Genomic DNA, 26,806 nt, shown 5'->3' with positions numbered 1-26,806 from the left:
GAGCCGGAAACGAGGGCGTCAGCCCCATCAGGGAGGAGATCGATGAAAGCCAAAGCCTTTGCGGCGCGCCTTGCGCTTGCTCTTGTCGCGGCCGGTAATGCTGCCTCGGTGGCCTGCGCCGCTGATTTCGACTGGAAGAAATTCCAGGGCAAGACCGTTACCTTCCTCGCCAACAACAATCCGGTGGCGCAGGCGCTGCTGACGCACAAGGCCGACTTCGAGAAGCTCACCGGCATCACGCTGAAGGTCGACGCCTACCAGGAGCAGCAGATGCGCCAGCGCCTGGTGACCGTGATGAACGCACGCAGCGACGAGGTCGACGTGTTCATGTCCTTGCCGTCGCGCGAAGGCCCGCAATTCGCTGCTGCCGGCTGGTACGCCGATCTGACGCCCATGACCAAGGGCGCGGTTGCCGGCGACTACGACTATGCAGGCCTCAGCCAGGCTCTATTGAAGGCGGGGACCTTCGACGGCAAGCTCACCAGCATGCCGATGAATATCGAAGGGCCGATCCTCTATTATCGGACTGACATTCTGAAGAAATGCGGCGTCGAACCGCCCGCAACCATCAAGGACATCGAGCCGGCGGCGAAGAAGCTGAAGGCGTGCGACGCCAATATCACGCCATTCGTCTCGCGCGGCCTGAAGCCTGCGATCGCCTATACCTTCAGCAACATGCTGCACAACATCGGCGGCAACTACATCGCCAACGGCAAATCCAACCTCTGCTCGGCCAAGGGCAAGGAAGCGCTCGAGACCTATAGCGGCCTGCTCAGGGATTACGGACCGCCCGGCGTCGTCAATTACAGCTTCCAGCAGATCTCGGCGCTCTATCGCAGCGGCCGCGCGGCGATGTCGTTCGAATCCTCGAACGAGCTGCGCACCGTGATGGATGGCGGCGAGCGGCTTAAGGACACGGCGCTTGTTCCGTTCCCGGCCGGCGATGCGGGCCAGGTCCCGACAGCGATCGGCTGGGGCATGGCCGTCTCCGCCCACAGCAAACAGCCCGAGGCTGCCTGGTATTTCGTACAATGGGCAACGAGCCCGGAAATTCAAAAGCGCATGGCGCTGCAGGGGATTGCGCCACCGCGCTCTGCTGTTGCCAACGATCCCGCGTATCGCAAGTGGATTGAGGAAGAGCCGGTGCGCAAGCAATGGCAGGCCGCCCTCGATGTCCTGGCTGCGAAAGGCTCGTCTGAGGTCGGCTATCCCATTGTTGCCAATCCGGAGTCGCGCGAATTCATTGGTCAGGCCGTGCAGGATCTGATCCTCAAGCAAAAGACCGTCGATCAGGCCTGCGCCGACGCCGACAAGGCGCTCGATGTCCTGATCGCACAGAAGTAGTGCATGAAGCGTCGACGGCATTGCCGCGGTCGACGCCTTTCCGTTCCAGGTTTAATCCGGGAAAACATGCAGGCATGTCCGAGGCTGCCGCTACATTTACTGAAGATCGGCAGAGGTTAGAGCTGGCCGCACTTTCGGCGCCGGCGGTGATCTTCACCGTTGCGATGATTGCGTTCCCGGTCGTCTATACGGTCTGGCTCGGGCTGCACAGCTTTTCCTCCACCGGCAAGCAGTCGTTTGTTGGGCTGGCGAACTACTCAAGGCTGCTCGCCGATGCCGAATTCTGGCACGGACTATGGGTGACGATTGCGCTCTATGTCCTCTCGCTGGTGCTGCAACTCGTGTTCGGTGTATGGCTGGCGCTGGTTCTTTTTCACGCCAAACGCCTTCCGGGCATCGTACGCTCGCTCTTCATCTCGCCGTTCATGATGCCGCCGGTGGTCGCCGGCATGATGTGGCTGGTCATCCTTGATCCGTCGCTCGGCGCCGCCAACTACGTCCTGCAATCCCTGGGTTTGCCGCCGTCGGAGTGGCTGGCATCGCCGGTCTGGGTGATCCCGACGGTTGCGCTGATCGACACCTGGCAGTGGACGCCCTATGTCGCGCTGATCGTGCTCGGCGGTCTGCAGTCGCTGCCGCCGAGCGTTTACGAGGCGGCGCAAATCGATGGCGCCTCGGCGTTCAAGACGTTCCAGCGTATCACGTTGCCGCTGCTGTTGCCGACGATCGTCACAGCAACGATCCTGCGCAGCGTCGATCTGCTGCGCTTCTTCGACATCATCTACATCACGACCCAAGGGGGCCCCGGCAACACGTCGAACACGCTCAACATCTACGGCTTCCGGGTCGGCTTCGAGTTCTTCAACATTGGCTATGCGAGCGCGCTGATGTTGACGTTGACCGCGATCGTGTTCGGCGCGGTGCTGGCATTCAACCGCCTGCGTGGCGCGGTGGCCTGGTGAGGTGAAGTCATGACCGATGCACCGATCACCGATGCCTGGATCCGTCGCCTCAACCTGCTTCAGCTCGTGGTCGCGGGCATCATCGTGCTGACGCCGACGCTCTGGATGGTGCTGTCCTCGCTGAAGCCGTCATTCGAGGTGACGGCCTATCCGCCGACCCTGATATTCGCGCCGACGCTCGAGAACTATTCGCAGCTTACGAAGACCACACCCTTCCTGAGCTACGCGATCAACAGCCTGATCGTCACCATCGGCTCAACCGCCCTTGGCCTGTTGTTCGGAATTCCCGCAGCGTTTGCCGTATCGTGGACGCGCATTTCATGGCCGGCGATACTGACGCTGGCGGCGCGTATGGCGCCCGGAACGCTGTTCCTGCTGCCATGGTACGTGATGTTCCGCCAGGTCGGCATGATCGGCTCCTACACCGCGCTCATCCTGAGCCATGCCGTCATCACGCTTCCGATCGTCATATGGGTGCTGCTACCGTCGTTCGACGGCATCCCGCGCAGCGTCTTTGAGGCAGCACAGGTCGATGGTTGCAGCGTCACGCGCATCCTCTGGCGGATCGCGCTGCCGCTGGTCGCCTCTGGCGTCGCGGTGGCATCCATCCTGGCCTTCGTGTTTTCCTGGAACTACTTCCTGTTTGCGCTGGTGCTCTCGAACGGCGACAGCAAGACGCTGATTGCAGCCGCATTCAATTTCATCGGCGAGGGATCGACGCAATGGGGCGCGTTGATGGCCGCCGCGACGCTGATCGCGCTACCGCCGCTGATTCTGGCCGCGCTGGTTCAGCGCTGGCTGGTATCCGGACTGACGCTTGGCGCAGTGAAAGGCTAGGGATTGGATGAACGTCGTTCCGCTACCGAATTCGATCATGCAGGCTGCCGTGTTCCACGGCGGCGGCCGCATCACCATCGAGCGCATCGCAATGCCGGAGGTGGCGATCGGCGAGGTGCTGGTGCGAGTCTCGCGAACCGCGCTGTGCGGCTCCGATTTCAAGCTCTGGCACAAGGGCGCCGAGTTTACCGCCGGCCATGAGATCTTCGGTGTGGTCGAGCAGCCCGGCCATCCCATGCACGGCAAACGTTGCGCCGTCTACATCCCGCTGCATTGCGACCGCTGTGCGGCCTGCCAACGCGGCGATACGCAGATGTGCCTGGAGATATCGAGCCTGATCGGCTGGAACAGACCGGGCGGTTATGCCGAATACGTGCCGGTCCCGGAAAATTGCCTGCTGCCGGTACCTGACGACATCGAAGACAGCCTGGCGCCGCTTCTGCTCGACGTGATCGGCACGTCCGGTCATGCCGTGCGTTTCGTCAGCCGTATTGTGCCGCCGCAAGAGGCGGGGCCGGTTCTGGTGATGGGCGCCGGGCCGGTTGGGCTCGGCGTGGTGCTGGCGCTCCGCAGTCTCGGCTATCGCGACATTCATGTCGCCGATCCCAATGCGGCGCGCCTCAAGATCGCGCAGTCCTTCGACGCAAAGGCGCACCCGGTCGGTGATACGTCGAGGCGCTTCGCGCTGATCATGGAATGTTCGGGCGCGCACGCGGCCCGTAATCTCGGCATCGAGCTCGTCTTGCCGCGCGGAGCACTGGTGCTGGTCGGTGAGAACGCCGCGCCCTGGACGATCGAGGAAGGCAAGGTGTTCCGGCGCAAGGATTTCTACATGATCCGCACGTTCTACTTCCCGATCAGCGATTTCGAGCCTAACGTGGCCTTGCTGCGCCAATACAAGGAGGAATATCGCGTCCTGGTCGACGGCGAATTCGGCCTCTCGGCACTGCCGGAGAATTTTGCGCGATTCGCCCAGGGTGAATTGATCAAGCCCGTGCTGGCGCTGGGCTAGCGGTCATGGCCTCGATTTCGATCCGCAATCTCGTCAAGCGCTACGGCAACTTCACCGTCATTCCCGATCTCAATCTCGAGATTGCGGACCACGAGTTTGTCGTTTTCGTCGGCCCGTCCGGATGCGGCAAGTCGACCTTGCTGCGGATCATCGCCGGTCTTGAACCGATCAGCTCCGGCGAGCTCTTTATCGGAGACAATCGCGTCAACGGCGTTCCGGCCGCCCAGCGCGATATCGCCATGGTGTTCCAGGATTACGCGCTCTATCCGCACATGCGGGTTTACGAGAACATGTCCTTTGCGCTCGAGCTGCGCGGTACGCCGAAGGCCGAGATCGATGCGCGGGTCAAGCGCGCGGCGGCCTTGCTGCACATCGAGCCCTATCTCGACCGCAAGCCGAAGGAATTGTCTGGCGGCCAGCGGCAACGTGTGGCGATGGGTCGCGCGATCGTGCGCAATCCAAAGGCCTTTCTGTTCGACGAGCCGCTATCCAACCTCGACGCCAAATTGCGCGGGCAGGTGCGCGCCGAAATCAAGGCGCTGTCGCAACAGCTTAAGACCACGATGGTCTTCGTCACGCACGACCAGATCGAAGCCATGACCATGGCTGACCGGATCGTGGTGATGCAGAGCGGCACGGTTCAGCAATATGACACCCCGGAAGCGGTCTATGAGCGGCCGTCCAATCAGTTCGTCGCCGGCTTCATTGGTTCGCCGGCGATGAATTTCTTTCCGGTCGAACTACGCGGAGAGCAGATCGTCTTTTCGCAGGATGGCGCTGACGCGCCGCTCGACGCGAAGAGCTGCGATCTATTGCGCAAGGCCGGCCATGGCGTATTCGGAATCCGTCCCGAGCATTTTTCGGTGACGGCAGATGCTGCCGGAGCCGTGGCGGTGACGGTGAGGCTGGTCGAGCCGCTTGGCTCGGACACGCTGATTCATTTCGATCTGGCCGGCGCATCGGCGATCGCGCGGGTCGATCCCTCGCTGCGGCCGAAGGTCGGCGATCGTCTTAACCTGCGTCCGCAGCCCGGCAGGGCGCATCTGTTCGATGGCAGCAATGGCCAGGTGCTGCGGTGAACGAGCACGCCAATCCCGCGACGCGGACGAGGTTGGCCGACATGGCCTCCAAAGACATGGCCTCCAAAGCAAAGCGCGCGCGTGTGATCTGCCTCGGCCTCTCGGCGCTTGATCAGATCTGGCGCGTCGACCAAAGGTTTTCAGGCGAAAGCGAAAAGATCAGGAGTCTCGACTATTCCACACTGGGCGGTGGCATGGCCGCAAACGCTGCGGTCGCCATCGCGCGCCTCGGCGGGTCTGCTGCTTTCTGGGGCCGTGGCGGCGATGACGCCGCCGGGCATGAGATGCGGTCAGCGCTATCAGCCGAAGGCATCGATGTTGCGAATTTCAAGTTGTTTCCCGAAGGCCGCTCGTCGGTCTCTGGCGTCATCGTCGACAAGTCCGGCGAACGGCAGATCGTGAATTTTCGAGGGTCGTATCCCGAGCGAGCCGATTGGCTACCGCTCGATGCCGTCGCAGGCGCTTCCGCCGTGCTTGCCGATCCGCGCTGGCCGGAGGGAGCTGTTGCGCTGTTCGGCAAGGCGCGTGCACTGGGCATTCCGACTATCCTCGACGGCGATGTCGCAGAAGCCGCCATATTCGAGCGCCTGCTTCCGCTCACCGATCACGCGGTATTCTCCGAACCCGCACTGACAGCCTTCATGGGGTCGGCCGACGACGCGGCGCTGGCCAAGATTGCGCGCTTCAATTGCCGCATCGTCGCGGTCACCCGCGGACATGAAGGGGTGAGTTGGTACGAAAATGGGACCTTGCAAAAGCAGGCCGCATTCCGCGTCAGGGTCGTGGACACGACGGGTGCGGGCGACGTCTTTCACGGCGCCTATGCCTTTGCGGTCGGTATGGGTCTCGCCGTGCGCGATGCGATGGAGTTCGCTGCCGCCACGGCAGCGTTGAAATGTGAGCATTCGGGCGGACGCGCCGGAATTCCCTCGATCGAAAATTGTCTTGAATTCATGAGGACGAACCAATGAGAACAATTGGAAAGAACCGCGGGCTTGCGCGTCTGGCCGATGCGGAAGGGCATTTTCGCATGGTCGCGCTCGACCAGCGGCCGCCGCTGTTTGATGCCATAGCCCAGGCGAAAGGCATCACCAGGGACCAGGTCGAGTATGCCGATGTAACTGCGGCCAAGCGGCTTCTGGTGGAGGCGCTGGCGCCGCACTGCAGCTCGATGCTGTTTGATCCGAATTTTGCGGTGCCCGCGGCCATCGACCTATTGCCGGCCCGCTGCGGCCTCATCATGACGCTCGAGGAGCATCGCGTCGAGGAAACTCCGGGTGGCCGCAAGTCGCGGGCCATCACCGATTGGAGCGTGGAGAAGATCCGCGCGATCGGCGGCGATGCGGTGAAGGTGCTCGCCTGGTACCGGCCAGATGCCGATCCTGCCGTCAACGAACATCAGAAGCGCTTCGTGCGGTCGGTCGGCGAGGACTGCGCCCATCACGACATCCCCTATGTGCTCGAACTGCTGGTATACCCCTTCCTCGGGAGTGCCAACCACACCGCCGACTATGTCGAATCGCCGGGCAAGCTGCCAAAGCTTGTCATCGACAGCGTGCAGGAGTTTGCGAAGCCAGAATATGGCGTCGATCTGCTGAAGCTCGAAAGTCCGCTTGCGGCCAACAGCCTGCCGCCGCGCGATGGAAGCGCTGCGTCCAAAGCCGCGCAGAAGGAGTTCGATGCAATCGGCGACATCTGTCGCCAACGCAACATCCCCTGGGTGCTGCTGTCAGGCGGTGCGGCACCGGAAAAGTTCGAGCGCGTGCTGGACTTCGCCTACGCCGCCGGCGCCGGCGGCTTTCTGGCCGGCCGAACGATTTGGCTGGATGCCGTGCGCAGCCATTTCCCTGATCGCGCGGCAGTCGCCGCCAGCCTTCGCAAAGACGGGGTCGGCGTGCTCGAACGGCTCAACACGCTGACCAAGGCCAAGGCAAAGGCCTGGACAGCGCGCTTTCCCGCCTTCAGCGAAATCAGGCAGGAAGGTGATTTCGCGCGAGCGTATTGATTTTCCGAGGCCTGACATGACGTCGCAACCATTCACCGTCCGTAGCGTGCAGGCCTTCTGCTATCGTTACCCATTGTCGACGCCGGTTGTTACCTCCTTCGGCAAGATGCTTGACAGGCCGGCAGTATTCGTTCGTGTGGAAGACACTGACGGCAATGCCGGCTGGGGCGAGATTTGGTCAAACTTTCCATCGGTCGGAGCCGAACATCGAACGCGGCTTGTCAACGAGGTCCTGGCGCCCGCGACATGCGGGCGCACAGTCGGCGCGCCCCAGGAAATCTTCGAGGCCCTGACACAGGGCACCGCCGTGCTGGCGCTGCAATCCGGCGAGCCCGGTCCGTTCGCGCAGGCGATAGCCGGAATTGATCTTGCAATTTGGGATCTGTTCGCGCGGCGGCGGAAGCTGCCACTGTGGCGGTTGCTTGGTGGCAACGGCAAGACGATAAGGGTCTACGCCAGCGGAATTAATCCGACCGGCTCGCGGCAAGTGGCGGAATCGGCCATCAAGCGTGGGCATCGCGCACTGAAACTGAAGATCGGCTTCGAACTGGCGACAGATCGCGCCAATCTGGCGTCGCTACGCGATCTGGTGGGCGACGGCGTGCTCGCAGCGGATGCCAATCAGGGCTGGTCGTTGGCCCGTGCGCTGGAGATTGCGCCGCATCTGCGCGAGTTCGATCTTGCTTGGCTGGAAGAGCCGATCCGTGCCGATCGGCCGTGGCGGGAATGGCAAGAGTTGCGTGAAAACGTCGGCATCCCGCTGGCGGCCGGAGAGAACATCGCGAGCCGCGCGGGCTTTGAGCAAGCCCTCGGTGACAACGTGTTGCGCGTTGTGCAGCCCGACATCGCCAAATGGGGTGGCCTGACCATGTGCGCAGGTATCGCGCGCGACATCCTGGCGTCGGGCAAGACCTTCTGCCCGCACTATCTCGGCGGCGGAATTGGTCTGCTCGCATCGGCGCATCTGCTCGCCGGGATTGGTGGCGATGGTCTGCTGGAAGTCGATTCAAACGACAATGTGCTGCGCGACCGACTTTGCGGACCGCTCATCAACGTGACGAACGGAACCGTGACCCTGGGCGAAGAGCCGGGATTGGGAATCGAGCCGGATCTGAGCCCGATCGAGCAGTACCGGACCGCTTGATCCGACGGCGCAGCATGCATCTCGTTCGGATAGAGCAGTGCTTTCATTTCGCGCTATCGTAACTTACGCCGGTAACTTCGCTGCCCACTTCTTCGCCCAAACACCAAGAGGAACAAGAAGGGCATAAAGTTCATGTCCGATCGGTGTAGCGCGATAACCCTCGTGCGAATGCTCGACCAAGCCTGCTTCACGCAGTTCTTTCAGGCGCGAATTGAGAACGGTAGGCGAGATCGATTCGCAACGTTCTTGCAGTTCGCGGAATGTGCAGGGTCCGCCATTGCTGAGATTCCACAGAACGCCCAATGTCCAGCGGCGCCCCAACAGGTCCAGGAGCGCCATGACAGGGACGCCTGTCCGCGAGCCTCGGACAGGTCTCCCAGGTTTTGGTGTTTGGCTCATAGGCATTTTCGCTACTAAATAGGTAGCATCCCCTCTGTCAAGCGTTGGGGATGTCGCTGCTCCATCGCGAATACACAGGATGCCCATCATTGTGCTCGCCGCTAGCCTCTACTCCTGCAACGACGAGACACTTGCGGCAATATTGTCCGCCAGGGCTTTCACCAGCGGCACGTAGCGCTCGACGACGTCTGCCCGATCGAGCGCTGAGGTGAAATAGGTCATGCCGACAGTGGCGAGCACGCGGCGGTTGACCATGACGGGGAGCGCGATCGTGTTCGACGAGCGCGGTTCGACCATCGGGTCGCGTTCGGCAAAACCTTGCTTGCGGATCGTGGCCAGCAAAGCCAATGCCCGCTTTCGTTCGGTGGCGAGCTTGTCTTCGGCCTCCTGCGAGCGGGCCAGCATGTCGAGCAGCATCGATCGCTCGCTGACCGGACAGAACGCCAGATAGGCGCGCCCCAGCGCCCGCCCGAGCAGGCTGAGTTGCATGTTGAGCGTACCGTGAAAGGGCGAGACCGGGCTGTCGGGAATGGTGCTAAAGCGGACCACGACTGAACTCCGGTCGAGGACGGCGATGGCGATCGGCCAGTGATATTGCCGCGTGAAGGCGAGCGCCCACGGGCGCGCAGCCTCCACCACCAGCGGATCGCCGTGAAAGCCGTTGCTCAGCGATTTGACCCGCGAGGCGACCGCGTAGCCGCCCTGCCGCCGGTCGTTGGCGGCATAGCCCAGCGCGCAGAGCGACTTCATCAACCGCACCACAGTCGATTTCGGCAGCCCCGTCGCCCTGTGCAGGCGATCGATCGAGGTGACGCGGTGGCGGTTGAGCTCCTCCAGCAAGAGGAGCGTGCGCGAGGCGGCTTCGACGGTGTCGGATTTGAGCGGCATCCTGAAATTCCACCTGGTGGAACGTGACAGAATAGCTATGGCCGACCGGCGTCGTCCCTGCAATGGTTTTCGCCAAGCGCCACGCCGGGCCTGTCTTCCGAGGGAAGCCTGTGCAGATGGCCGGGGAGGAGCAACCGTGTCCGGAGACGTCGTCAGGCCGCATTTTTCGTCATTCCGCCGCCGCTTCGCCGCGCGGCAGGTAGTCGTCGGCTCGTTCATCAAGACGCCGACCACGCATGCGACCGAGATATTCGGCGCGCTCGGCTACGATTTCGTCGTGATCGACGAGGAGCACGCGCCGATCGATCGCGCGATGACCGATGTGATGCTGCTGGCCGCGCGCGCCAGCAACCTCGCCGGCATCGTGCGGGTGTCGTCGGATGACCCGGCCAAGATCCTGTCCTGCCTGGATTGCGGCGCAGCCGGTGTGCTGGTGCCGCACGTCGCGACGGTCGAGAAGGCACGCGCAATTGCGGCTGCCGCCCGCTATCGCGGTGGACGGCGCGGCTACTCCGGCTCGTCCCGCGCCGGCGCCTATGGCGGCACGCCGATGTGGACTCTGGTCGATGAACAGGATGAATCGGTTTGCGCGATTGCGATGATCGAGGACCCGGAAGCGCTGGATCACATCGACGCCATCGCCGCGGTCGACGGAATCCACGGCTTCTTCATCGGCCGCGGCGATCTCACGGTTGCCCTTGGCGCCAAATCGTCGGCCGACGTATCCGTCAAGGACGCGGTGATCAGGATCATTGCAGCGGCGAAGAAGGTCGCCAAGCCGGTCTGCGTGATGGTCGCGAGCTCGGCGGAAGCCAAGGATTTCGCCGACCTCGGCGCCAGCGCCTTCATCATCTCGTCGGATCAGGGGCTGATGCGCCGGGCCGCGGCGCAAACGCTCACCGATTTCAAAACGCTCGTTCGAACCACGGATGGCTCACATGTATCACAGCACTGATCCGCGCGCTGCGCTCGCCGCCACGCCCGTCGGCGCAAAGCCCGCCGCCACCCACTTTGCAGGCGCCGAGTACGCCAAATTCTACGAAACGCCGCCGGCCGAAAATCGGAACGGCGCGCGCACCTGGTATGCCCGCGGCCAAAACTTCATCATTGCCTATAGCGAGGCCGACGAGGGCGCGGTGCTGAGCCGGACCAACCAGCCCGACGAATACGTCGTGCTGCTTCCGGAGCCCGGCGCTGGCGCCGAGATCGTCTGGGGCAACGAGCGCAAGGTCGTCAACGGTCATTCCATCAGTTTCGTGCCGGCGGGTGCAAGCTCCGTCACGCTGCTGGGTGCTGCCAAGGTGGTGCGCTTGGTGACGACGCGATCGGAAGATCTCGCAAAACTCTGCTCGAACGCCGCGTCCTACGCGACGCCACATCCCAATCTACCGCCGTTCGAGCCGTGGCCGGAGGCGGCTGCGGGCGCGAAGATCCACACCTACAGTCTCGACGTTGCAGCGACGCCGGGCCGGTTCGGGCGCATCTTCCGCTGCTCGACCTTCATGGTGAATTTCCTCGAGCCGCGAAACGGCCCGCGCGATCCAAGCAAGATGTCGCCGCATCACCATGAAGATTTCGAGCAATGCTCGCTGGCGCTGGCCGGCACCTTTGTTCATCACTTGCGGTGGCCGTGGACGACCGACATGGCCCAGTGGCGCGACGACGATCACGAACGCTGCGGATCGCCCTCCATTGCCGTGATTCCACCGCCGGCCATTCACACGTCGCAAGCCGTCGATCCCAAGCTCAACGTTCTCGTCGACATCTTCTGCCCGCCGCGCCTGGATTTCTCGGCCAAGCCGGGCTGGGTGTTGAACGAGGACGATTATCCGATGCCCGCGCAAACCGCCGCCGGACAATCCGCGGCCTGACACATCTCCATCTGAAAGGGCCTTCGACCATGGCCGACAAGCAAGTGTCCTACCCGCACACCGTGCCGCTACCGCCGCTGTCGCGGGCGGCGGAAGTCGCCGAGCTTCTGGTCGGCGCGATCGATCTGCACTGCCATAGCGGCCCGGCAGCCATGCCGCGCATCCTCGATCATCACGAGGAGCTGCTCGATGCGGCGGAAGCGAAGTTCCGTGCCGTGCTCTACAAGGATCACTTCTATGCCGGCATGGCGCATGCGATCCTGCTGGAGAAGCTGTTTCCCGAAACCAATGTAAAACTGTTCTCCGGCATCGTGCTGAACAATGCCTCGGGTGGTATCAACCCGCATGCGGTCGACCATACGATCAAGCTCGGCGGCAAGATCGTCTGGATGCCGACGCTGTCGGCGGCAAACCATATCAAGGCGATGGCGGCTGGAAACTCGACATTTCCGAAGACCTCGCAAAAAATGCTCGATCCGATCCCGCTTTCCGCGCTCGACGCCAATGGAAAGCTCACGGACGACACCAGGAAGGTCATCGATCTCATTGCCGAGGCGGACATCATCCTGGCCGGCGGCCACCTGCCGGCCAGCGAATTGCATATCCTGTTCGATGAGGCGGCGCGACGCGGCGTCAAGAAGATGATGGTCAACCATCCGACCTACATCGTCGGCTGCAATGACACCGATATCCGCCAGCTCGTCGCGCGCGGTGTCAAGATGGAGCATTCGATCTGCATGTTCATCGAAGGCAAATCCTTAAAGTACAGCGCGGATAATCTCGCGCACTTGATCGAGGTGGCTGGCGTCGACAACACGATTCTGTCGTCCGATCTCGGACTGCAGGGGTCGCAGCGTCCGGTCGACGGCTTCCGCAGCATCACCCAGATACTGCTCGATCTGCAGATGCCGCGGCCTGCGATCAAAAAACTCATCAGCGGCAACGCGGCACGGTTTCTGAACCTTCCGGTGATGCAGTCGACCGCGCAAGACGCCGCTTAGCAGGACAAGCCCAAAGACCGCGAAAAGCGGCGTGCGCTTAAGGGGAGGAAGTCAGCATGGAATGGGTAGATCGCGACGGTGACGCGCTGATAGACCGCATCGGGCCGCGAGCCATGCCATTCGTGGCGGCATTGCTGTTCATGGGAACAAGCCATACCGCAGCCGCGGAAGAGCAGCGCAAGCCGCCGAAGCCGCCGATCATCCTGGAATCGACGGGCGCGTATGAAGTGGGCGGCAAGGTCGTTGCCAAGCCCGGCGATCCCAGCCAGACACTCTCCTGCGACCATGGTTATGTCGAATACTTCATTCCCGCGAAAAGGCGCAGCGTCGGCCTGATCATGTGGCACAGCTCCAGCACCAAGGTGTGGGAGAACCGCTGGGACGGCGGCGAAGGCTACAAGAGTATTTTTTTGCGCAAGGGCTATCCTGTTTACCTGTGGGACGGCCCGCGCGTCGGTCGCGCGAACTGGAGTTGCGAGCCGATCACCTACACGCCGGATTATTTCGATCAGCGCAACTTTGCCGCCTGGCGTTTCGGCCTGACCTATCTCAATTGGCATCGGGGCCTGCAGTTTCCGACGGCCGACAAGGAAGCTTGGAATCAGGCGACGCGCGCCCGTTACGACGAGTTCGATACGCTCGAGAATGCACTGTTGCAGGCGGAGGCCGGCGGCCAGGCGATCGACAAGATCGGTCCCGTGATTGCCGTCACCAATTCCGCGGGCGGCTGGCGCGCGCTGTTGTCGGCACTCAAGGCAAAGAGCGACAACATGAAGGGCATCGTCGCTTACGAAACGCCTGGCTTCGTCTTCCCGGTGGGCGAGGGGCCCGAGCCGAAGCCGGATGCGCCGTACGGTCCCAATTCCGTGCCGCTCGTCGAGTTCAAGAAGCTGACCAAGTTTCCGATCCAGATAGTATTCGGCGACTACACCGAGACACGTCCGATCTGGGCCGCCTCGGTCAAGGTGGCACGGACCTTCTGCGATATCGTCAATCGTCACGGCGGAGATTGCGAAGTTCTGCTGCTTCCCGATGCGGGTCTGCGCGGCAACACGCATATCGCCTTTGCCGATCTCAACAATGAAGCCGTTGCGGACGAACTGTCCAAATGGCTGGGCCGCAAGGGCCTGGACAAGTTTGCCGAAGAATAAGCGCTGGTGCCCACGCAGGACCTGCGCACAGCTCGGGAGGAAACATGCGCCTGCTCTCATTCGGCCTCATAGGTCTTGCGCTTGCGATTGCACCATGTCACCGCGCCGCAGCCCAGGAGTGGCCGAGCCGGCCTGTCACCATGATCGTGCCGTTCCCGGCTGGCGCCGCCGTTGACTCGTTGGCGCGCGCCGTTGCCCATGCGCTGAGCGAAGACTTCGGCAAGCAGTTCATCGTCGAAAACCGTGCGGGGGCAGGCGGTAATCTCGGTGGGGCGGCTGTCGCCAAAGCGGCTGCAGATGGCCATACCTGGCTGTTCGGGACGCCGGCGCCGATCGCACTCAACAAGCTCATGTACAAGGGCCTGGCTTACGACTCCGAGCGAGATTTCACGCCGGTTGTGCTCGTCGCCAAGTCTCCAATGATCATCACGGCGACGTCAGACTTTCCAGCGAAGACGCTTCCCGACCTGATCGCCTATGCCAAACAGAACCCGGGCAAGGTCAATGTCGGCCATCCCGGCAACGGCACGCTCGGACACATTACCTCGGCGCTGATCCAGCAGTTTGCCGGCGTCGAGATGACACATGTACCCTATCGCGGGTCCGCCCCGCTGATCACGGACCTCTTGGGCGGGCAAGTCAACGTCGCCATGGATTTCATGCCGACCTATCTGCCGCTGCTAGCCGACCGCAAGATCCGCGCGCTTGCAGTGACGACGAGCCAGCGCGTCGCGCAACTGCCCGATGTACCTACCGTGCAGGAAGCGGGATTCAAGGGCTTCGAGGCGACCGCATGGTACGCGATCGTGGCTCCAACCGGTACACCGCCTGAGATCGTGATGAAGGTTAATAAGGCGGTGAATGCCTTTCTGAAGAGCGACAAGGGCAAGACCATCCTCGAACAAAATTCGCTGCAAGGCGTCGGAGGCGCGCCGCAAGACCTCAAGGCGTTCATCGATGGCGAACGCGACAAATGGCGGCCCGTGATCGAGGCGGCAAAGATCGCGATGCAGTAAAGCGAGATCGCCATAGATGACTGCTATTGAAATTCCTGCGCTGTCGATCCCGAAGGTTGTCCTCGTCACAGGCGGTAACAGCGGCATCGGCAAGGCGACGGCGGCGCGCCTTGCCGCCATGGGGTCTGCTGTCGTGGTCGGCTACAACAGCCGCCGTTCACTGGCCGAAGAAGTGATCGATGGGCTGCAAGGCAGCCGACACGTCGCCATGCGGATCGCGATCGACGATCCGACTTCCATCTCCGAGGCCGCGGCGGCCGTGGACAAGCAGTACGGGCGGCTCGATGCGTTGGTCAATTGTGGGGGCGCCACGACGCCCGTGCCCGCCGCTGATCTGGAAGCGTTGACGAACGATATCTTCGACCGGACCGTTACGCTCAATCTGCGGGGGCCATTCGCCATGGTTCGCGCCTTCCGTCCCTTGCTGGAGCGCGGCAGCGGGTCAGTGATCGTGAACATCTCGTCCATCGCGGCTCGCACGGGTCTGGGCAGCAGCCTGGCCTATCTGGCTGCAAAGGCGGGTGTCGACGCGCTGACGATCGCGCTCGCGAAAGTGCTTGCGCCGCGGATCCGCGTCTTCTCCGTCTCGCCAGCCGGCGTGGACACGGATTTTGTCGCCGGCCGGACCCGTGAACAGTTGCAGAAGACCGCCGTGAAACTGCCGTTGGCTCACCTCACCACGCCTGACGATGTCGCAAGGGCGGTAGTTGCCTGCATCGTCAACCTCACCAGTTCGACGGGAATTGTGGTGCCGGTGGATGAGGGCAGGCACCTCTGACGGAGCAACTCCGCCGCTGTGCGGACATCATGAAAAGAGAACAATGGAAAAACTGAAATTCTATATCGAAGGCGCCTGGGTGGATCCGGCCGCGCCGTCAACGCTTGGAATCGTCAATCCTGCAACCGAAGAGATCTTCGCGCAGATCAGCCTGGGCTCCCGTCCGGATGTGGATCGGGCCGCCAAGGCAGCCCGCCGCGCTTTTGCCACCTATTCCAAAACCAGCGTCGAAGAACGTCTGTCCTGGCTTCAGAAGGTCATCGAGGGTTTTAGAACGCGCCTGCCGGAACTGGCGCGGATGATGACCCTCGAAATGGGCGCGCCGATCACGTTTGCGACGGAGCGTCAGGCAACCGTCGCGCTGTTTCATTTCGAGGAAGCGGCGCGCGTGCTTGCACGCTACCGGTTTGAGGAGCGGATGGGGAACGGGATCATCCGCCGTGAACCGATCGGCGTCTGTGGACTGATCACGCCGTGGAATTGGCCGCTGAACCAGGTCGCGTCCAAGGTCGCACCCGCGCTCGCAGCCGGCTGCACGGTCGTCCTGAAACCAAGCGAGATCGCGCCGCTCAGCGCGATGCTGTTCGCCGAGATCGTCGACGCCGCTGGCGTGCCGGCGGGCGTCTTCAATCTCGTCAACGGCGACGGTCCCACAGTGGGCGAGGCGATCGCCGCCCATCCCGAAATCGACATGGTGTCGTTCACCGGATCGACGGCGGCTGGCGTAAGGGTGGCCAAGCTTGCGGCGGATACGGTCAAGCGCGTCGCGCAGGAGCTGGGTGGCAAGTCCGCCAACATCATCCTTGCCGATGCTGATCTGAAAGCGGCCGTGATCCAGGGCGTTCACGCCTGTTACACCAATGCCGGCCAGAACTGCCAATCTCCCACGCGCTTGCTGATTCCACGCGCGCAGCGGGATGCGGCATTCGAGGCGGCGCGCGAGGCGGTCGACAGCATTCGCCTGGGAGACCCGCTCGATCCCGCATCCACGATGGGGCCGCTGGTGAGCCAGGCGCAGTTTCAGAAAGTTCAGGATCTTATTCAGTCCGGCGTTGATCAGGGGGCGACGCTGGTGGCGGGCGGAACTGGTCGGCCTGCCGAAATCAACCGCGGATACTATGTTCGTCCGACCGTCTTCGGCGACGTGACGCCGCAGATGAAGATTGCACGTGAGGAGATCTTCGGCCCGGTGCTGTCGATCATGAGTTATGATAGCGAGGAGGAGGCGATCGAAATCGCCAATGACACGCCGTTCGGCTTGGCGGGCTTCGTGCAGTCCAGGAATGCGGACCGCGCTCGCACCATCGCCAACCGCATCCGCGCAGGGCGCGTCTACCTCAACGGTGCTCCGTTCGACCGCAGCCTGCCGTTTGGCGGCTACAAGCAGTCCGGCAATGGGCGCGAATTCGGTATCTTCGGATTTGAAGAATATCTCGAGGTGAAGGCGATACTGGGCCACTGAGACTGGCGAGTCGCGGGCGAGGGAGATGCTCAAGCGACAGGGCGGAAATGTCCGGGCGGATGTTTCGTATCGCGCCGGATCAGCCGGCGAAGCGTGGAAGGCTCCGCATATCCGACCTGCCGCGCGATCTGCTCGACCGACAGGCGCGTGGTCTCAAGCAGGAAGCGCGCTGTCTCCAGCCTGATCCGCTGCACGAACTGAATCGGTGATATGCCGCAGGTCGCCGCAATTCGCCGGGCAAATGTCCGCGGTGCCAGCGCGACGGCTGCGGCCAGCTCCTCGATCGCAAAGTCACGCGCGATGTTGTCGCGCACCCACTTCTCGGCCTTGGCAATCCTGGGATCCTGGCCTGCCAGATAAGCAATCGCCATGAATGGCGCCTGGGAGCGACGCTCATCCAGCAGGAGATAGTTGGCGCAGGCTTTCGCCAGGCCTGGTCCGGCAAATCGGCTGACGATCGCGAGCATCAGGTCCATCTGCGCCATGGCCGCGCCAGCGGTCGCGATCGGCCAATCGGCGACGACCATCTGCTCCGTCATGAGCTCGACTTGGGGATAGCGCTGCCGGAACAGCGGCGCGAGCCACCATGTCGTGGTCGCCCGCCGACCGTCGAGCAGGCCCGCCTCTGCCAACAGAAAGGTGCTGGCGCAGGACGCAGCTAGCATGGCTCCGGTCGCGTGCGCCCGGGTCATCATGTCGCCCGCGCGCCGGCACGCGGGGCTCTTCAACTTCGTCTCCAGCTCGTCTGCCGACGCAGTGCCAAGCCCCGGAACGATGACAAGCTCGATTCCGCGCAGATCGGCGCTGCTTCGGCGGGACCCGCAACGCACCGTCGTCACCTTGAATGGCAGAACGCGTTTCGCCGCGCTGATCCGATTCGCGGTCGCCAATACGTCGTGCGTGATGGCCGCGCTCGAGGCCATGCACCCCTCGATCTCGACAACCGCGACTTTGGTCATGTCAAAAAATGCCCGATAAATGTCATTTCTGACACTAGCCCGATCGCTCCGAAATCGCAACGATAGTCACGAGAAGGGCGTTTGTAGGAATCTTCGGCCGCTGCGCCGCGGCTCCTGCCTGAGCGTCCATTGATCGACAAAGGGAGTTGCGCCAATGCCGAAACGGTCCATGAAGCAGGACGATCCACTGGAGGACTTCGCGCGCCGCGACATCGCGATCGACGGCGTTACCAAGATCGTCTACGTGGCCGGCACAGGGCCGGCTGTCATCGTGATGACGGAGATGCCGGGGATCAGCCCGCATGTCGCGCGATTTGCGCGCTGGGTTCGCGACGCCGGCTTCACCGTCTACATGCCGTCGCTGTTCGGCCGCGACGGTGCCGTTCCAGGCGCGGAGGAGGGCGCCGCGATCTTTCAGCGCGCCTGTGTAAGCGCCGAGTTTCGCGCCTTGTCCTCAAACCAGTCCAGCCCGGTGACAAAGTGGCTGCGGTCGCTGGCGCGTTTGGCGCATGGCGAGTGCGGCGGTCCCGGCGTCGGCGCCATTGGGATGTGCTTTACGGGAAACTTTGCGCTGACCATGATGCTCGAACCGTCGATGCTGGCGCCGGTGCTTTCGCAGCCGTCGCTGCCGCTGAACGATCCGGCAGGCATCGAAATCGCCCCGGACGAAGTCAGGGCCGTTCGCGAACGGATGGAGCGGGAAGATCTTACGGTGATGGCCTATCGCTTCGCAGGCGACAAGTTCTGCATGGAGCAACGCTTCGCGGCCTATGTGGAAGCGCTCGGCGACAGATTCATCGGGCGGGTGCTGCCGGATAGCGCGGCGAATACCGATCTTGCGCCGTTCTTCGCGCGTCACGTGACGACCCCGCACAGCGTCGTCACCGCGCACCTGATCGACGAGGCCGGCCAGCCGACGATCGCCGCCCGCGACGAAATCCTGGCGTTCTTCAGGCATCGGCTCGTGCCTTCGCGAAGCGGTCGCGGCTCATAGCGCTTCAAGTCGCTTGCGGCGACGCCGCCCGATATCTGCGTCAGGCGTGCTTGTCGAGGCGGCGCTTGAGCAGGGTCAAATGTTGCAGCAGGTCCGACTGTGCGACCGGCGACAACTCGCCGATCAGGGCTATCACCCATTCCTCGTGCCGGCGCGCCATTCGGGTGAATTCCTTTGCGCCGTCCTGTGACAGGCGCAGGCGGAAAGTGCGGCGGTCTTCGGAATCGACTTCCCGATGGATAAAGCCGTCGGCTTCCAGCTTCTGCACGAGCGCGGTGATGGCGCCGTTCGAGACCATCAGGAGCTCGGAGACTTCGGACATGGTCGCGCCCGCCGGCTTGCGCGCGAGCTGCGCCAAAAGGTCGAAGCGGGCCAGCGTGGTGTTGAACTCCTTGCGCAGCCGTGCGTTCAGCGCCTTCTCGATCCGGGTGGAGCAGGAAAGCAGCCGCAGCCAGATGCGCAATTCGAGATGCGCGCCGTCGGATTCGTGCGCTGGCTCGCCTGGGCGCAGCGGTTGCATGCGCGCGCCCTTGGCGAATCGAGCCTTTCGTTTGACCGTGGCGTCCATGGCTGGAACTCACTCTAAGCTAGATGGAAATCGACCCGATGCTGGCTCCGCCGCAGACATAGAGCGTCTGCCCGGTGATGAAGTCGGCATCCGGTGAACTGAAGAAACTGACCGCGCGGGCGACGTCGGTGGATTTGCCGAGTCGGCCAAGCGGGATCGATTGCGCGAGCCTTTTCGCGCGTTCGGATTCCGGCGACATCACGCTCTCGAACATCTCGGTATCTACGATCGGGCCCGGCGCGACGACATTGACGGTGATCCCGAACGGGGCGAGCTCCAGCGCCCAGGTCCGCGCCATGCCGATGATGCCGGCCTTGGTGGCCGAATAGACCGTGCGCGTGGCGGCGCCGAGCGCGGCGCGGGAGGACAATAGCACGATGCGGCCGAAGCGCGCCTGCTTCATGTTCGGTAGCGCCGCTTGCGCCAGCGCAATCCCGGCGCCGAAATGGAGCTGCGCCAAGGCGCCGACGTCCTCGTCGTCAACCTCTTCCAGCGGCTTAGGCCGAATAGCGCCGGCATTGTGCACGACATGGGTGATCGCAAAACTCGCCGCGATTTCCGTCGCCGCCTGGCGCGTTGCCGTCGCATCGAGCAGGTCGACCTCGCGCGAGGAGAGTTTGGGATGGCTCCAGTCAGGCTTGCGTCGCGACAGCGAGATCACGTCATAGCCCTCGGCGAGCAGGCCGCGCGCGATCGCAGCGCCAATGCCGGTATTACCGCCGCTCACGATCGCCGTGTGGTGGACCACGTTCATCCTCCCTCACATGAAGAGCTGGATGTTGCCGAAGGCAGCATCGCAATTGATAAGGTCGACACGCTTGAGCTTGATCTTCAGCCTGCCGTTATCGACGCTAAGATGATGGGTGGCCCAGGCCGCATAGAGCGTCTGCTCGTCCATGCGGGTCTCGATGTAATGCATCGGGGTCCAGGTGACATAGTTGTTGGCGGCAGGATCGCGCGAATCCACCTGCGGCGTCTGCAGCACGTGATGGCAGCGGCTTTTCGGCTTCTGGCTGAACGTCCGTGCGCCCTTGAGCCGTTCGACCCGGATCGAGAGCAACAGCTTGTCCTCATACATCAGCGAGCATGTCAGCCGCGGATCGGTTTGATTCCATTCCAGTGGCATCCAGTAGAATGCGTCGTCGGCGTAGAGATCGAGCCATTCGTCGAAACGCTGCTGATCGATCAGCCGCGCCTCGCGAACCACGAAGTCGATCAGTTCTTGATCGGTGGGAATCGCATTCTTCACTTGAGCCTCAGTGACCATGCTCATGTTACATCCCCATCGTCATGAACTTGGTCCACGCACGGAACTGGTGGCGCATCGGCCACTCGCTGGTGCCGTTGACTGCTACGTTGGTCTGCCCGGCTTCGTCGGGGCTGTAGAGGCGCTGGAGGTTCACCCACTCATTGCCGTTCGAGTGCAGGCCCTCCTGCGCGCGTTCATACATTTCGAGATCATCATGGCCGACGATCGAGGTCGGCGCGTTGATCAGCCGGTTGTACATCAGCGTGCGCTCGAGCAGCATGTCGGGCGCATCGACGAGCTGGAACGTCCAGGATTCGACCAGCGTCTTGTTGGCCGCGATCGGCTTGAAGTGCCGCAATAACTGGATCGGCCCCTTGATCATGATGTTGGGGAAATAGACCGTGTTGTGCCGGTTCTCGCCGAGGATCGCCTTGGCGCGTTCTTCGCCATAGGCCGCTTTCATCTTGTCGAAATAGCCAGGCACCGCCGAATAGTCGGAATGGATCGAGTGGTGCACGCCGGTGTGGCCGTGGCCATTGTCCCAGATCCGGATGCCCATATTTTCGAAGAACTCGTACGGACTCATGAAGGGAGCGATGATCTCGACCGCCATCGGCTTCTTGGTGCCGGGCGGCGCCTTCTTCCAGACTTCGACCACGGTCCCGGCGGAGGACTCATGCGCGACCATCGGATGGCAGGTGTCGGTCTGGTTTTCCACCAGCATCTTCCAATTGCAATTGTGCATATAACGCAGCACGCCGCCGGCGACCTTGAGCTGGCCCACCGGCGAACGGTCGATCATGTTGTCGAAGCTCGATAGGCTTTCACCGAAGAACTCCTCGAAATCGAGGCCGCCGTTATTGATCTTGGCGAATACGAAGCCGCGGTAGTTGCGGACATGGCGCACCGGAGCCATTCCGCTCGCCGCATGGCTCTGTTCGAAGCCGGTATTCTCGTAGCCCTTCTTCAGGGGAATCGCGAGCAGCGAGCCGTCGGTCCTGAAGCTCCAGGCATGATAGGGGCAGCGGAAGAACTTTCCGGCATTACCGCAGGTCTCGGACGTGATGCGCGTGCCCTTATGCGGGCAGCGGTTGTGCAGCACCTTTACCGTCCCGTCAGTGTGGCGGACCAGCAGGATCGGCTGCGTGCCGATCGTGGTGCCAAAATAATCGCCGGGATTGGGGACCTGACTGTCATGGCCGACATAGACCCAGCTATTCGGGAACATGTGCTCCATCTCGAGCTGGAACACTTCCTCGCTGACATAGACGTCGCGGTGAACCTCCTGGTCGCGGACCAGGTCGCGAATGGCCGCGACATTGCCGGCATATCGGGTCATGCGTTTCTCCATCACAGGTCGAGCACGAGTCGCTTGGTCTTCGCGCGCGAAATACAGATCTGCATCACCTTGTTCGAGGCCTTCTCGCTGTCGCTCAAGATGTAGTCGCGATGATCGGGAATGCCCGCGATCACCGTGGTCTGGCAGATGCCGCAATCGCCGCGCTTACAGTCATGCATTGGGTCTTCGCCGGCCTCGATCAGCACGTCGAGGATGGTCTTGCCGGCGGGAATCTCATAGACGCGTCCGCTGTTCCTGAGTTCGACCTCGAAGGCGGAGTCCCCGGACTTCTCTTCGGGCGCGGTGAAAATTTCGAAATGCAGCCGCCCTTGCGACCAGTTCATCCGCTTCGCCAGCGCGATGGCTGCCTCGATCATCGGCAGCGGTCCGCAGAGGTAAAGCGGCACATCGGGGGCGAGCCGGCTCATCAAGCCCTCGAGGTCGAAGAAGCGACCGGCTTCGTCGTCGGCGTGGATGGTCGCTCCGGCGCTAGCCAGCCGCTCGATGTCGCCGAGAAAGGCGAGTTCGCCGCGGCTGCGGCCGGCATAGTAGAACGAGAACGGCCGCTTCGCCGCGTTCAATTCGCAGGCCATCGCGAGCAGCGGCGTTACGCCGATGCCGCCCGCGACAAGTGCCACTTCTCCCGCACCGGCTCGAAGCGGAAAATTGTTCGCCGGCGGCGAGATCGTCAGGCGATCGCCGGTCTTGAGGCCGTGCATAAAGCTGGAGCCGCCGTGGCTCTTGCTTTCCTGCAGCACGGCGATGCGATAGGCGGTCGGATGTTCGGCCGCGCGCGGCGACGCCGTTTCGATCAGCGAATAGGAGCGACGGCCAACATCAGGCAGGTGGATGTCGATATGGGCGCCGGCGGACCAGCCCGGCATCGGCGCACCGTTGACGCGCGTCAGCACGAATTCGCGAATGCGCGACGTGAGCGCCTCGGTCTTCGACACTACGACTTCGAATTGATCCATCCTAGGCGCCTTCGAACAGTGTCTCGACGGTGCGCAAGGCGCCGTCGAGTTCGCCGCCATCGGCGTCCTTCAGCGCCACCTTGGTCAGCCGCTGCACCCATTCGGCGGCATCCAGCCGGCCCGCCAGGCGCTCGGACGCAAGCATGACCTTGTCGAACTTCGATTCACCGCGCGAATGTGTGTCCGAGTAGCCGCCGACGAGACGGCGAGCCTCACACACGGCGGTCGCAAGCGCGGGATCGGTCCCGGCGAATTTTCGGACGCGCTGCACCCACTCCTCGAGATGGCGCATCTCGCGCGCGTGCCGCAGCGTGCGCCGTCGCAAGCGCCGCAGTCCGGCCACGCCGTACAGCAACAGGAACGACGACGGCGCGGTCGTGCGCAGTTTACGTCCACGATCGATCAGCCGGGCCAGCCACTGGCTACGCTCGACTTTTTCGCCGAGAACTGGTGGCAGGAGCCCCGCCATTTCCTCGATCCGCGGATGGAAGAACTCGGTGATCGCGACAATCTGGTCGTCGCCGGCGCGGACCTCGCGGCGGACCCGGTCGAATCGTCCCGCTCGTGTCTTCAGATCGGCCACACGAATCACGTCGTCATAGGCCATTGCGACCGCGAGATACTTTGCAAAAGCCTGCAGCAGGCCGGTCGCCTCGCGCGGCATCGCTTCGAGCCGGTCGAGATATTCACTGCCGTATGCGACGTCCTGATAGTCTACCACGCGCTGCAAGCCGGCGGCGACGATGCCATGCACCTCCGGCGGCAACTGCCGCGCTCGCGCGACCAGCGCGTCATAGCCGGCGTGGCCGATTGCGTCGAGGCGCGGAAAATGCTTTGCGAGCGGCGGCTTCGCCACAGGCTTGATCTTGGGATCCTGCTTGACCATGGCCACGGCCCGTTCGCGGCCGGCGGCGAAGGCGCGCAGGCTGGCATCGACACCGACCCCCGCGGCCCGGATCGTGGCTTCAAAATCCTCGGTGGCAAAGGGCAGAGCGCCGGAGCCCGCGAGCGCGCCGAACAGCACCGAGGACACCACGCTGCCGGTGGCATCGGCGATTTCAGCCATATCGAAGGCGATAAAACGGTTGGCGGCGACATTCGCCGCCTCGTAAACCTGTGCCGCGTCTGCGGTACCGTCGCCGGGCGCGGTCTTTTCGATCACGGCCAATGAGCGGTGGGACGAACCTATCAACAGCGTGCGATCAGGCGAGACCAGCCCGCGCAGGATGGCGCGGCCAGCTTCCATCAATTCGGCGCCGATCACGATGTCGACCTTGCCGGGCGCGGGCATCAACGACAGCACGGGGTGGCGGTCGGGCTTGCTCGTGTCGGGCGCGATCATCTCGATGTAATAGATCGTGGCGCCGGTGCGCTGGGCGACGCCGGGCACCGAGGTGGATTGCGCGAACCAGCCGCGCCGCTCGGCCACTGCCACGATCCAGTCCACCAGCACGCCGCCGCCCTGGCCGCCCATCGCCAGCACCGCAACGGTGATCGGGCGGGCCTGACTAAGCGCGATGGAGGAGGGCGCGACCGAGACGTTCATGCCGCCTCCTGCTCAAACGTGATGCGGCGTCCGGCGCGCCAGCGCTGCAAAGCGCCGATCATTCGTTGCCAGAGGCGGTCGAGCCGCGTTTCGAACGGGGTCGGATTGGATACGATGTCGGCGCGGTAGAATGAGGACACAAGACGGCCGCGTCCGCGACCTCGCCGCAATGGCCGCAGCCGACGCAACTATTGTCGACGGCGGCGACCGGATTGTCCTTGAGGGGATCGCTGGTCGGCTTCACCGACAGCGAGGGGCAGCCGGAGAGGCGGATGCACGCGTGGTCGCCGGAACATACGTCCTCATCGACGCCGAAGCGCTCGCGCACGATGCGCTCGCCGCGCTTGGCGGCAGCGGCCACCAGCGGTTTCACGCGGCGCTGCTTGTTCAGCATGCACTCCGACGAAGCGACGATAATCTTCGGACCCTTCTCCTCCGTTGTCAGCGCCTCGCGCAGCGTGTCGCGCATGCGCGTGACATCGTAAGTGCGGTCGATCTGGCGCACCCATTTGGCGCCGACGCCCTTCACCGCCTCGACGATCGGGTGCTTGGTCGAACGCGATCGGTTGTCGGCGCGCGAGGACGGGATGTCCTGGCCGCCGGTCGCGGCGGAATAGTAATTGTCAACCACGACGATTACGCCGTCGTGCTGGTTGAAGACGGCGTTGCCGACGCCGCTGGTCAACCCGTTGTGCCAGAAGCCGCCGTCGCCCATCATCGAGATCGACCGCTTGCCTGCAGGTACGTTGAAGGCGGAGGCCGAGGCCGGGCCTAGCCCGTACCCCATCGTGGTGGCTCCGATATTGAAGGGCGGCAGGATCGAGAACAAATGACAGCCGATATCGGCGGCGATGTGATGCGGTCCGAGTTCCTTCTCCACCAGTTTCATTGCGGAAAAGATCGGCCGCTCCGGACAGCCGGTGCAGAAGCCAGGCGGGCGCGGCGGCACCACGTCGGCGAGCACGCGGATTTTCTCATCGACTTCGGTGCGGTCGATGTTCGGTGCGCGCGCGGCATCCGACAAGGCATCCGGGCGCCAGCGGCGGATGAAAGCGCCGATCGCTTCGCCCATGACTTGTGCGGTATATTCGCCGGCCATCGGGAACAGGTCCTTGCCGTGCAGCTTGGCCGGAATGTCCGCGTTGCGCAGAATCTTGTGCAACGCCTGCTCGATGAACTCGGGCTGTCCCTCCTCGACCATCAGCACTGCCTTCTTAGCCCGGCAGAAGTCGATCACCTCGCGATCGACGATCGGGTAGGTCACGTTCATCACATAGAGCGGCACGCGCGTCTCGCCCCAGATGTCGGCAAGCCCGGCCTCGCGCAGCGCGGTGACGACGCCGTTGTACATGCCGCCCTGCATGATGATGCCGATATCGTCGATGTCGCCGTCGAAGGTCTCGTTCATGCCGCGGGCGTGGATGAATTCGACCGCGGCGGGCCAGCGGTGCTCGACCTTCTCCTTCTCGTGCAGGAACGAGGCCGGCGGCAGCACGATACGGTTGGTGTCGCGCGACGGCTGTTCGAGCGCGCGGGCCAGCGGAAGGGCGGGACGGACGTTGTCGCGGGTGGCGAAGCGGCCATGCACATGGCAGGCGCGTATCCGTACCTCCAGCATGACAGGCGTATTCGACGCCTCCGACAGCTCGAAGGAATCGTGCACGGCCTTGACGATCGACGCCACGTTGGGCCGCGGATCGACCAGCCAGAGCTGCGACTTCATCGCGAACGCATGCGAACGCTCCTGCATGATGGAGGAACCTTCGCCGTAATCCTCGCCGATGATGATCAGCGCGCCGCCGGTCACGCCGCCCGAGGAGAGGTTGGCGAGCGCGTCCGACGCGACATTGATGCCGACCGGCGCCTTGAAGGTGACCGCGCCACGCACCGGATACATCACCGAGGCAGCCAGCGTTGCCGCGGCGGTGGCCTCGCTGGCGCTGGATTCGAAATGCACACCGAGGTCGGAAAGAATGTCCTGCGCGTCCGACAGCACGTCCATGAGATGCGAGATCGGCGCGCCCTGGTAACCGGCGACATAGCTGACGCCGCATTCCAGCAGTGCCTTGGTAATGGCGAGGATGCCTTCGCCGCGAAATTCCTGGCCGGCGCCGAGCTTCAGGTCTTCCACCTCGCGCGCGAAAGAGCGTTCTGCCATGCTCGCCTCCTGAGGGCTCGCCCGGAACTCCGGATGACCGAATATAATTTTAGACATCAAACAAAAATGA

25 protein-coding genes and 1 pseudogene are annotated in these 26,806 nt (G+C 63.1%); 16 read left to right on the top strand and 10 right to left on the bottom strand.

Going from position 1 to position 26,806, the window contains the following annotated elements:
* The first annotated feature begins 42 nt into the window (after window positions 1-42).
* From V1290_RS13645 to V1290_RS13610, 8 genes are all read left to right on the top strand, one after another.
* Window positions 43-1,344: an ABC transporter substrate-binding protein gene (locus V1290_RS13645; protein ID WP_334364883.1), complete on the top strand. Its 1,302-nt coding sequence runs from the start codon at window positions 43-45 to the stop codon at window positions 1,342-1,344.
* 74 nt (window positions 1,345-1,418) lie between these two features.
* Window positions 1,419-2,306, top strand: coding sequence for a carbohydrate ABC transporter permease (locus tag V1290_RS13640; RefSeq protein ID WP_334364882.1), 888 nt, complete (start codon window positions 1,419-1,421; stop codon window positions 2,304-2,306).
* 9 nt (window positions 2,307-2,315) lie between these two features.
* Window positions 2,316-3,143, top strand: a complete 828-nt coding sequence (locus V1290_RS13635) for a carbohydrate ABC transporter permease (RefSeq protein WP_334364881.1) — start codon at window positions 2,316-2,318, stop codon at window positions 3,141-3,143.
* Between the two features lie 7 nt (window positions 3,144-3,150).
* Window positions 3,151-4,155 carry an alcohol dehydrogenase catalytic domain-containing protein gene (locus V1290_RS13630; protein ID WP_334364880.1) on the top strand — a complete coding sequence of 335 codons (1,005 nt, stop codon included), beginning with the start codon at window positions 3,151-3,153 and terminating at the stop codon, window positions 4,153-4,155.
* A gap of 5 nt (window positions 4,156-4,160) precedes the next feature.
* On the top strand, window positions 4,161-5,234 hold the full coding sequence (locus V1290_RS13625) for an ABC transporter ATP-binding protein (RefSeq protein WP_334364879.1): 1,074 nt from the start codon (window positions 4,161-4,163) through the stop codon (window positions 5,232-5,234).
* A gap of 41 nt (window positions 5,235-5,275) precedes the next feature.
* On the top strand, window positions 5,276-6,205 hold the full coding sequence (locus V1290_RS13620; protein WP_334364878.1) for a sugar kinase: 930 nt from the start codon (window positions 5,276-5,278) through the stop codon (window positions 6,203-6,205).
* On the top strand, window positions 6,202-7,239 hold the full coding sequence (locus V1290_RS13615) for a tagatose 1,6-diphosphate aldolase (protein ID WP_334364877.1): 1,038 nt from the start codon (window positions 6,202-6,204) through the stop codon (window positions 7,237-7,239). The genes V1290_RS13620 and V1290_RS13615 overlap by 4 nt, the downstream gene beginning before the upstream one ends.
* 16 nt (window positions 7,240-7,255) lie before the next feature.
* Window positions 7,256-8,383 (top strand): mandelate racemase/muconate lactonizing enzyme family protein, encoded by a 1,128-nt coding sequence (locus V1290_RS13610; protein WP_334364876.1) that lies wholly within the window; start codon window positions 7,256-7,258, stop codon window positions 8,381-8,383.
* A gap of 63 nt (window positions 8,384-8,446) precedes the next feature.
* Here V1290_RS13610 and V1290_RS13605 read toward each other — a convergent pair whose 3' ends face one another.
* Together V1290_RS13605 and V1290_RS13600 are read right to left on the bottom strand one after the other, a co-directional pair.
* Window positions 8,447-8,722 carry a winged helix-turn-helix transcriptional regulator gene (locus V1290_RS13605; RefSeq protein ID WP_334364875.1) on the bottom strand — a complete coding sequence of 92 codons (276 nt, stop codon included), beginning with the start codon at window positions 8,720-8,722 and terminating at the stop codon, window positions 8,447-8,449.
* Window positions 8,723-8,890: 168 nt separating this feature from the next.
* Window positions 8,891-9,670 (bottom strand): DNA-binding transcriptional regulator, encoded by a 780-nt coding sequence (locus V1290_RS13600; RefSeq protein ID WP_334364874.1) that lies wholly within the window; start codon window positions 9,668-9,670, stop codon window positions 8,891-8,893.
* Window positions 9,671-9,806: 136 nt separating this feature from the next.
* Between V1290_RS13600 and V1290_RS13595 the strand changes: the two genes are divergently transcribed.
* The 7 genes from V1290_RS13595 to V1290_RS13565 are packed head-to-tail and all read left to right on the top strand — an operon-like array spanning window position 9,807 to window position 16,949.
* Window positions 9,807-10,625 carry an HpcH/HpaI aldolase family protein gene (locus V1290_RS13595; protein WP_334364873.1) on the top strand — a complete coding sequence of 273 codons (819 nt, stop codon included), beginning with the start codon at window positions 9,807-9,809 and terminating at the stop codon, window positions 10,623-10,625.
* Entirely contained in the window at window positions 10,609-11,541 is a 933-nt protein-coding gene (locus V1290_RS13590) for a hypothetical protein (protein WP_334364872.1), read from the top strand. Before V1290_RS13595 ends, V1290_RS13590 begins: the two co-directional genes overlap by 17 nt.
* Window positions 11,542-11,570: 29 nt before the next feature.
* Window positions 11,571-12,542, top strand: coding sequence for a DUF6282 family protein (locus tag V1290_RS13585; protein ID WP_334364871.1), 972 nt, complete (start codon window positions 11,571-11,573; stop codon window positions 12,540-12,542).
* A gap of 56 nt (window positions 12,543-12,598) precedes the next feature.
* A complete protein-coding gene (locus tag V1290_RS13580; RefSeq protein ID WP_334364870.1) occupies window positions 12,599-13,693 on the top strand; it encodes an alpha/beta hydrolase in 1,095 nt (364 codons plus the stop codon).
* Between the two features lie 44 nt (window positions 13,694-13,737).
* Window positions 13,738-14,709, top strand: coding sequence for a Bug family tripartite tricarboxylate transporter substrate binding protein (locus tag V1290_RS13575; protein WP_334364869.1), 972 nt, complete (start codon window positions 13,738-13,740; stop codon window positions 14,707-14,709).
* A 16-nt stretch (window positions 14,710-14,725) separates the two neighbouring features.
* Complete coding sequence (locus tag V1290_RS13570; RefSeq protein WP_334364868.1) at window positions 14,726-15,487, top strand: SDR family NAD(P)-dependent oxidoreductase; 762 nt, start codon at window positions 14,726-14,728, stop codon at window positions 15,485-15,487.
* A 43-nt stretch (window positions 15,488-15,530) separates the two neighbouring features.
* On the top strand, window positions 15,531-16,949 hold the full coding sequence (locus tag V1290_RS13565; RefSeq protein ID WP_334364867.1) for an aldehyde dehydrogenase family protein: 1,419 nt from the start codon (window positions 15,531-15,533) through the stop codon (window positions 16,947-16,949).
* 29 nt (window positions 16,950-16,978) lie between these two features.
* On the opposite strand, the gene V1290_RS13560 is transcribed toward V1290_RS13565, so the two are convergent.
* Window positions 16,979-17,908, bottom strand: coding sequence for a GlxA family transcriptional regulator (locus V1290_RS13560; protein WP_334364866.1), 930 nt, complete (start codon window positions 17,906-17,908; stop codon window positions 16,979-16,981).
* A gap of 154 nt (window positions 17,909-18,062) precedes the next feature.
* Between V1290_RS13560 and V1290_RS13555 the strand changes: the two genes are divergently transcribed.
* A complete protein-coding gene (locus tag V1290_RS13555; protein ID WP_334364865.1) occupies window positions 18,063-18,902 on the top strand; it encodes a dienelactone hydrolase family protein in 840 nt (279 codons plus the stop codon).
* A 40-nt stretch (window positions 18,903-18,942) separates the two neighbouring features.
* Here the strand turns inward: V1290_RS13555 and V1290_RS13550 are convergent, their stop codons facing one another.
* The 7 genes and pseudogenes from V1290_RS13550 to V1290_RS13520 all read right to left on the bottom strand — a co-directional run bounded on the left by V1290_RS13550 (window position 18,943) and on the right by V1290_RS13520 (window position 26,736).
* On the bottom strand, window positions 18,943-19,470 hold the full coding sequence (locus tag V1290_RS13550; protein WP_334364864.1) for a MarR family winged helix-turn-helix transcriptional regulator: 528 nt from the start codon (window positions 19,468-19,470) through the stop codon (window positions 18,943-18,945).
* A 19-nt stretch (window positions 19,471-19,489) separates the two neighbouring features.
* Window positions 19,490-20,224, bottom strand: coding sequence for an SDR family NAD(P)-dependent oxidoreductase (locus tag V1290_RS13545; RefSeq protein ID WP_334364863.1), 735 nt, complete (start codon window positions 20,222-20,224; stop codon window positions 19,490-19,492).
* Between the two features lie 6 nt (window positions 20,225-20,230).
* Window positions 20,231-20,743 carry an aromatic-ring-hydroxylating dioxygenase subunit beta gene (locus V1290_RS13540; RefSeq protein WP_334364862.1) on the bottom strand — a complete coding sequence of 171 codons (513 nt, stop codon included), beginning with the start codon at window positions 20,741-20,743 and terminating at the stop codon, window positions 20,231-20,233.
* A gap of 1 nt (window position 20,744) precedes the next feature.
* On the bottom strand, window positions 20,745-22,058 hold the full coding sequence (locus V1290_RS13535) for an aromatic ring-hydroxylating dioxygenase subunit alpha (protein ID WP_334364861.1): 1,314 nt from the start codon (window positions 22,056-22,058) through the stop codon (window positions 20,745-20,747).
* Between the two features lie 11 nt (window positions 22,059-22,069).
* Entirely contained in the window at window positions 22,070-23,032 is a 963-nt protein-coding gene (locus V1290_RS13530; RefSeq protein ID WP_334364860.1) for a PDR/VanB family oxidoreductase, read from the bottom strand.
* Window position 23,033: 1 nt separating this feature from the next.
* Entirely contained in the window at window positions 23,034-24,578 is a 1,545-nt protein-coding gene (locus tag V1290_RS13525; RefSeq protein WP_334364859.1) for an indolepyruvate oxidoreductase subunit beta family protein, read from the bottom strand.
* Window positions 24,575-26,736: pseudogene (locus tag V1290_RS13520) on the bottom strand (thiamine pyrophosphate-dependent enzyme). Before V1290_RS13520 ends, V1290_RS13525 begins: the two are co-directional and overlap by 4 nt.
* Window positions 26,737-26,806: the final 70 nt, after the last annotated feature.

Source organism: Bradyrhizobium sp. AZCC 1578 (assembly GCF_036924675.1).
In the GTDB taxonomy this organism is placed as follows: domain Bacteria; phylum Pseudomonadota; class Alphaproteobacteria; order Rhizobiales; family Xanthobacteraceae; genus Bradyrhizobium.
This window is presented reverse-complemented; position numbering and strand designations above follow the sequence as displayed.

Bases quoted from the DNA above. Each gene is read 5' to 3' on its own strand.
- V1290_RS13645 (WP_334364883.1), top strand. From the start codon at position 43: ATGAAAGCCAAAGCCTTTGCGGCGCGCCTTGCGCTTGCTCTTGTCGCG.
- V1290_RS13640 (WP_334364882.1), top strand. From the start codon at position 1,419: ATGTCCGAGGCTGCCGCTACATTTACTGAAGATCGGCAGAGGTTAGAG.
- V1290_RS13635 (WP_334364881.1), top strand. From the start codon at position 2,316: ATGACCGATGCACCGATCACCGATGCCTGGATCCGTCGCCTCAACCTG.
- V1290_RS13630 (WP_334364880.1), top strand. From the start codon at position 3,151: ATGAACGTCGTTCCGCTACCGAATTCGATCATGCAGGCTGCCGTGTTC.
- V1290_RS13625 (WP_334364879.1), top strand. From the start codon at position 4,161: ATGGCCTCGATTTCGATCCGCAATCTCGTCAAGCGCTACGGCAACTTC.
- V1290_RS13620 (WP_334364878.1), top strand. From the start codon at position 5,276: ATGGCCTCCAAAGACATGGCCTCCAAAGCAAAGCGCGCGCGTGTGATC.
- V1290_RS13615 (WP_334364877.1), top strand. From the start codon at position 6,202: ATGAGAACAATTGGAAAGAACCGCGGGCTTGCGCGTCTGGCCGATGCG.
- V1290_RS13610 (WP_334364876.1), top strand. From the start codon at position 7,256: ATGACGTCGCAACCATTCACCGTCCGTAGCGTGCAGGCCTTCTGCTAT.
- V1290_RS13605 (WP_334364875.1), bottom strand. From the start codon at position 8,722: ATGGCGCTCCTGGACCTGTTGGGGCGCCGCTGGACATTGGGCGTTCTG.
- V1290_RS13600 (WP_334364874.1), bottom strand. From the start codon at position 9,670: ATGCCGCTCAAATCCGACACCGTCGAAGCCGCCTCGCGCACGCTCCTC.
- V1290_RS13590 (WP_334364872.1), top strand. From the start codon at position 10,609: ATGTATCACAGCACTGATCCGCGCGCTGCGCTCGCCGCCACGCCCGTC.
- V1290_RS13585 (WP_334364871.1), top strand. From the start codon at position 11,571: ATGGCCGACAAGCAAGTGTCCTACCCGCACACCGTGCCGCTACCGCCG.
- V1290_RS13580 (WP_334364870.1), top strand. From the start codon at position 12,599: ATGGAATGGGTAGATCGCGACGGTGACGCGCTGATAGACCGCATCGGG.
- V1290_RS13575 (WP_334364869.1), top strand. From the start codon at position 13,738: ATGCGCCTGCTCTCATTCGGCCTCATAGGTCTTGCGCTTGCGATTGCA.
- V1290_RS13570 (WP_334364868.1), top strand. From the start codon at position 14,726: ATGACTGCTATTGAAATTCCTGCGCTGTCGATCCCGAAGGTTGTCCTC.
- V1290_RS13565 (WP_334364867.1), top strand. From the start codon at position 15,531: ATGGAAAAACTGAAATTCTATATCGAAGGCGCCTGGGTGGATCCGGCC.
- V1290_RS13560 (WP_334364866.1), bottom strand. From the start codon at position 17,908: ATGACCAAAGTCGCGGTTGTCGAGATCGAGGGGTGCATGGCCTCGAGC.
- V1290_RS13555 (WP_334364865.1), top strand. From the start codon at position 18,063: ATGCCGAAACGGTCCATGAAGCAGGACGATCCACTGGAGGACTTCGCG.
- V1290_RS13550 (WP_334364864.1), bottom strand. From the start codon at position 19,470: ATGGACGCCACGGTCAAACGAAAGGCTCGATTCGCCAAGGGCGCGCGC.
- V1290_RS13545 (WP_334364863.1), bottom strand. From the start codon at position 20,224: ATGAACGTGGTCCACCACACGGCGATCGTGAGCGGCGGTAATACCGGC.
- V1290_RS13540 (WP_334364862.1), bottom strand. From the start codon at position 20,743: ATGAGCATGGTCACTGAGGCTCAAGTGAAGAATGCGATTCCCACCGAT.
- V1290_RS13535 (WP_334364861.1), bottom strand. From the start codon at position 22,058: ATGACCCGATATGCCGGCAATGTCGCGGCCATTCGCGACCTGGTCCGC.
- V1290_RS13530 (WP_334364860.1), bottom strand. From the start codon at position 23,032: ATGGATCAATTCGAAGTCGTAGTGTCGAAGACCGAGGCGCTCACGTCG.
- V1290_RS13525 (WP_334364859.1), bottom strand. From the start codon at position 24,578: ATGAACGTCTCGGTCGCGCCCTCCTCCATCGCGCTTAGTCAGGCCCGC.